Origin of the sequence: Promicromonospora kroppenstedtii DSM 19349, assembly GCF_000515355.1 — a bacterium.
Lineage (GTDB): Bacteria > Actinomycetota > Actinomycetes > Actinomycetales > Cellulomonadaceae > Promicromonospora > Promicromonospora kroppenstedtii.
Map to the genome: position 1 here is coordinate 125,866 of NZ_KI911759.1, position 2,356 is coordinate 128,221.

General features: G+C 75.2%; 2 protein-coding genes. Both read right to left on the reverse strand.

Annotated features, from left to right (window positions below; translation table 11 throughout):
• A partial coding sequence (locus tag PROKR_RS36405) for a helix-turn-helix domain-containing protein (protein ID WP_036970042.1) occupies positions 1 to 224 on the reverse strand: 224 nt, incomplete at its 3' end.
• The coding region (locus tag PROKR_RS27230) for an NB-ARC domain-containing protein (protein ID WP_051433425.1) at positions 221 to 2,356 on the reverse strand (2,136 nt) is incomplete at its 5' end. The genes PROKR_RS36405 and PROKR_RS27230, both read right to left, overlap by 4 nt.

Genomic DNA, 2,356 nt, shown 5'->3' on the forward strand with positions numbered 1-2,356 from the left:
CGGCCCGCCTTGGCGGCGTCGGCCAGCTCGGCGCGCAGCTCGTCCGTGAGCCCGAGCGCGTCGGCCAGTGCCTGCACCGTGCGCCGCTGCGGGCCTCGGCTGACGCCGCGCTCCATGTCGCCGATGGCGCGCACGCTCACGCCGGAGGAGTGGGAGAGGGCTTCTATCGTCAGGTCCGCGGTCTGGCGCAGGGTGCGCAGGAGCGGGCCGAAGGCGGCGGTCACGATGCCGTCCCGGCGTCGAGGGCGGCGATCATGGCGTTCACCTCGTCGGCGAACGCGGGCTGCGGCTTCCACCGGCCCTGGGCCTCGCCCTGTCCGAGCGCCAGGGTCAGGTGCTCGCGGGCCCTGTCGTTCGCGCCGAGCCCGGCGTACGCCCGGCCGGCCGACAGGTGCGTCAGCGGCGTCCAGTTGCCGCCCTCCTCGACGAACCCGGCGAAGGCCGGCTCCACGATCGCGACGACCTCGGCGTACCGCTCCGCGTCCGCGAGGATCGCGGCCAGCCGGGCCAGGGCGAAGTTCCGGGTGTTCGCGGCGGCCGCTGAGGGCGCCGGCAACCCGTCGACCGCCCGCAGCATCGCGCGGTAGGCCTCGACGGCCTCGTCGTACCGGCCGGCGCGGCCGAGCCCGACGACGAGCCCGCTGCTCGCCCAGAAGTAGGTGCTCCGGTCGTCGGCGGCCTGGGCCAGCTCACGTCCCCGGTCGTAGGCCCAGAGCGCCTGGTCGTCGTCCTGGGCGACCCGCCAGGCCTCGGCGGCGTTGCACGCCGCCTCCGCCTGCTCCTTGACCGCGCCGACCTGCTCCGCGAGGCGATAGGTGTCCATCGCCTGCCCGGCGACCTCCCGCAGGGCCGCGTCGTCGTGCCGCTGCGTGGCGATCACCAGCGACGCCCAGACGTGGCGGATCCGGTGCCAGATCTCGCGGTGGCGGTCGGGCAGCCGCGCGGCCGCCACCCGGGTCAGGCCGAACACCTCCAGCCAGTCGCCCGCCCAGACCTGCGTCTCGTTGGCGATCCAGTTCATGGCCTCGCCGAACCGGGCCACCTGCTCGTCGCGTCCGGCCGCGGCCGCCAGGCGCAGCGCGGCCAGCCAGGACTCCTTCTCGACCAGCAGCCAGGTGCGCGCGTCGTCCGGCGAGGTCAGGGCGACGAGCCTCGTGCCGTCCGGCCGGGTGTCGGCACCCTCCGTGTCGCCGTCCGTGTCGCCGTCGAACCATCTGCCGGCCACCGTCGCGGTCTCCAGGAGCCAGTCGGTCATCCGCCGGTCCGCGGCCTCGCGTGCCTCGTCGGTCTCCTCCTCACCGAGGCGGCGGGCGGCGTACAGACGGATCAGGTCGTGGAAGCGGTACCGATCGGTGCCCTCGTGCTGGAGCAGCCCGAGCTCGACCAGCTCGTCGAGCTGGTCCTCGGCGTCGAACAGGCCGGTCTCGGTGAGCGCGGCCACGACCGGTACGCCGAAGTCGACGGCGGGGACCAGCGCCAGCCGCCGGAAGCACTCCTTGGCCTGTTCCGGGAGCGCCACGTAGGACAACGCGAAGGCCGCCTCGACCCCGACGTCGCCGTCGACCAGGTAGGCGAGCCGGAGGTCGTCGTCGGACAAGCGGTCTGCCAGGTGCCCCATCGTCCACTCGGGCCGGGAGGCCAGCCGGGTGCCCGCGATCCGGAGTGCCAGCGGCAGATGCCCGCACAGCTCGGCCACCCGCGCCGTCCCCGGCTCCGGCTCGTTCGCACCCTGGTGCGTGACGGCCGCCAGGAGCAGCGCCGACTCCTGGCGCGAGAACGGCGCGAGCGGGATCCTGGTCACGCCCTCCAGGCCGCCCAGGGTGCGACGGCTCGTCACGAGCACCATGGCGGCGCCCCGGCCGGGCAGCAGGGGCCGCACCTGGGCCTCGTCGGCGGCGTTGTCCAGTACCACCAGGCAGCGGCGGTCCGCCAGCACGGCCCGCAGCTGGCCGGCCCGCTCCTGCTCGTCCTCGACGATCGCGCGCGGGTCCAGGCCGGACGCACGCAGCAGCCGGTGCAGCGCCTCCGTGGTCGGCATCGGTTCCGGGTCGACGCCGCGCAGGTCCACGTAGAGCTGTCCGTCGGGGAAGTTCCCGCTCAGCAGCTCGGCCGCCCGCACAGCGCACGCGGTCTTGCCCAGCCCTGCCTGTCCGTGCAGCACCACGACGGGAGCCGGGCCGTCCGCGGACGCCGTCCGGCCGCGCTCGGTCACCAGATCGAGCTCGGTCGTCCGACCCACGAAATCGGTGAGGCCGCGCGGTAGCCCGGACGATGCGGGAGGCTCGGGCGCCTGGCCGACCGTGCGTGGCCGGCCGGCCTTGGCGGCGTCGGCCAGCTCGGCCTGCTGCGGCTCGTC